This window comes from Aliterella sp. E5.1 (genome assembly GCF_057473825.1).
Map to the genome: position 1 here is coordinate 1 of NZ_JBYCCV010000309.1, position 1,654 is coordinate 1,654.

The window sequence follows — 1,654 nt, forward strand, 5'->3', positions numbered from 1 at the left end:
GCAAGTGAGGGAACGCTTGCACCATTTGTTGCGACTGCTAAAGCAGGAGATCGGTCAATCGGTGCCCCAAGGAACCCGGCTGGGCGTCCGCCTGACCCATGCTGATCTGGCTAATGCCTGTTGCACCACCCGCGTAACCATGACGCGCCTTTTGCAAACCTTACAGCATCAAGGCAAGCTAAGCTTCGATGGCGATCGCCACATTATTCTCAAGGACGATGCGCTTTAGGAGTTCTCAGGTTTTTGCTTCGTTGTAGGGATTCCATCTCCTGGGGACCTACCCTTTAAATCCTCCCGGAATAGCTGCTTCACTCTCTATCCCTGGGGGTACGATCCCGGATTGAAACTAAAACTTTTGGTAGAGAAATTTCCCTGGTTCCTTGACTAACTTAGAGTCTAATTTCTCACCCAGGAGGTTTCTAAAATTCCCCTACGCTGTCCTGAAGCTGAGGCATATTCTTATGCTGAAACAAATGTGTTGGCTGTCTGTTGACGGCCCCAATACCGACAAGATTTTGCACCTGCGGACCCATCCCAGCCAACCCTGGCAACCTTACACTGCCTTTCGTGAGCACGCAGCCCCAGACTACAAAGTCCCTAACGGCTCTAAGGGCTGGGCTACGTATCAGAAATTACTCCGTTTAGGCTGGAGTTTAGTTGCTAGCGCCGAGGCTGAGCAGTAATCTTTGTTAACCCAAAAGCTTGGAAGCCCAAAAGCTTAGAAGTACTGAGCGATCGCCGGAGAAAGGCTAGCGATCTTGATGCCTTTCATCGTAGGGGTCTCCCTCGTAGGGCTGAGTACCCGTGTTGGGGTATTCGTCGTCCGAGGGGCTAAAAATCCGGGCGGCGGATCTAAAAAAGGATTCAAAGGCTTGCTGAATTCGTTCAAAGACAGACATCAGCGTTTCTCCTTTTCAGGCATATCTCTCAGTATAGGAAAATACTGGAGCAAGCTAAACCCCCCTTAGCAAGTATTAAGACTCTGTAGATTTCTCAATCTTCTGCTGTTGGCGTTTTGAGGCTTCCAGGGTTTGCCGAGACTCCGCTAAAAATTCCTGAATGCCTTGAATATGCTCATGGATTGCTTGGCTGTGAGCATGGTTGGCCTGAAGATAGTCCTGGACCGCTTGATCCTTTTCTTGCTGTTGTTGGGAGGGAGATAGATCGGGATCTTGTGCCGCTTTAGCATGGGCCTCTGCTGCTTGACCGTGGGCTGCGATCGCTTTGCCAAATTCTTCTACCTTTTGACCATGGGCTGAGATAGACCCTGAATGCTTTTGCAGCATCTTGCCATGATCCTGGGTCTGCTGCCCGTGCTGCTCGATTGATTGTTCGTGATTGTCTGCTGTCTCTGACATTGCTTTAGTCCTCAGCCCAGTTGCTTTACATTTAACACCAGCCTTTTTGAACCTCCTCTATCCTAAGGCTAGAACAGGATCACTCAGGAGGTAGCAGGACTTACCAGACGACTTAACAAATTGAATGGCTTAGAGGATATTTTTAAAAAGTGCCAGTTGTTACCCGAACTGTGTTTACGAAAGCACAAAAGCTAATCTGGAACAACGATTTAGTCTGGGTAGAGATATGCTAGGGATACAGTTATAACAAATCAACTGACTGAATTAACTGCCCTCACGCAGTAGGCCAATTTCTT

3 protein-coding genes are annotated in these 1,654 nt (G+C 48.7%); 1 reads left to right on the plus strand and 2 read right to left on the minus strand.

Features of this window, described 5'->3' with window-relative positions; genetic code table 11:
- A partial coding sequence (locus AC2VE5_RS26635; RefSeq protein ID WP_486890550.1) for a helix-turn-helix domain-containing protein occupies positions 1 to 229 on the plus strand: 229 nt, incomplete at its 5' end.
- Positions 230 to 749: 520 nt separating this feature from the next.
- Here the strand turns inward: AC2VE5_RS26635 and AC2VE5_RS26640 are convergent.
- Complete coding sequence (locus AC2VE5_RS26640) at positions 750 to 899, minus strand: isochorismate synthase (RefSeq protein WP_486890551.1); 150 nt, start codon at positions 897 to 899, stop codon at positions 750 to 752.
- A 75-nt stretch (positions 900 to 974) separates the two neighbouring features.
- Positions 975 to 1,358 carry a hypothetical protein gene (locus AC2VE5_RS26645; protein WP_486890552.1) on the minus strand — a complete coding sequence of 128 codons (384 nt, stop codon included), beginning with the start codon at positions 1,356 to 1,358 and terminating at the stop codon, positions 975 to 977.
- Positions 1,359 to 1,654 lie beyond the last annotated feature (296 nt).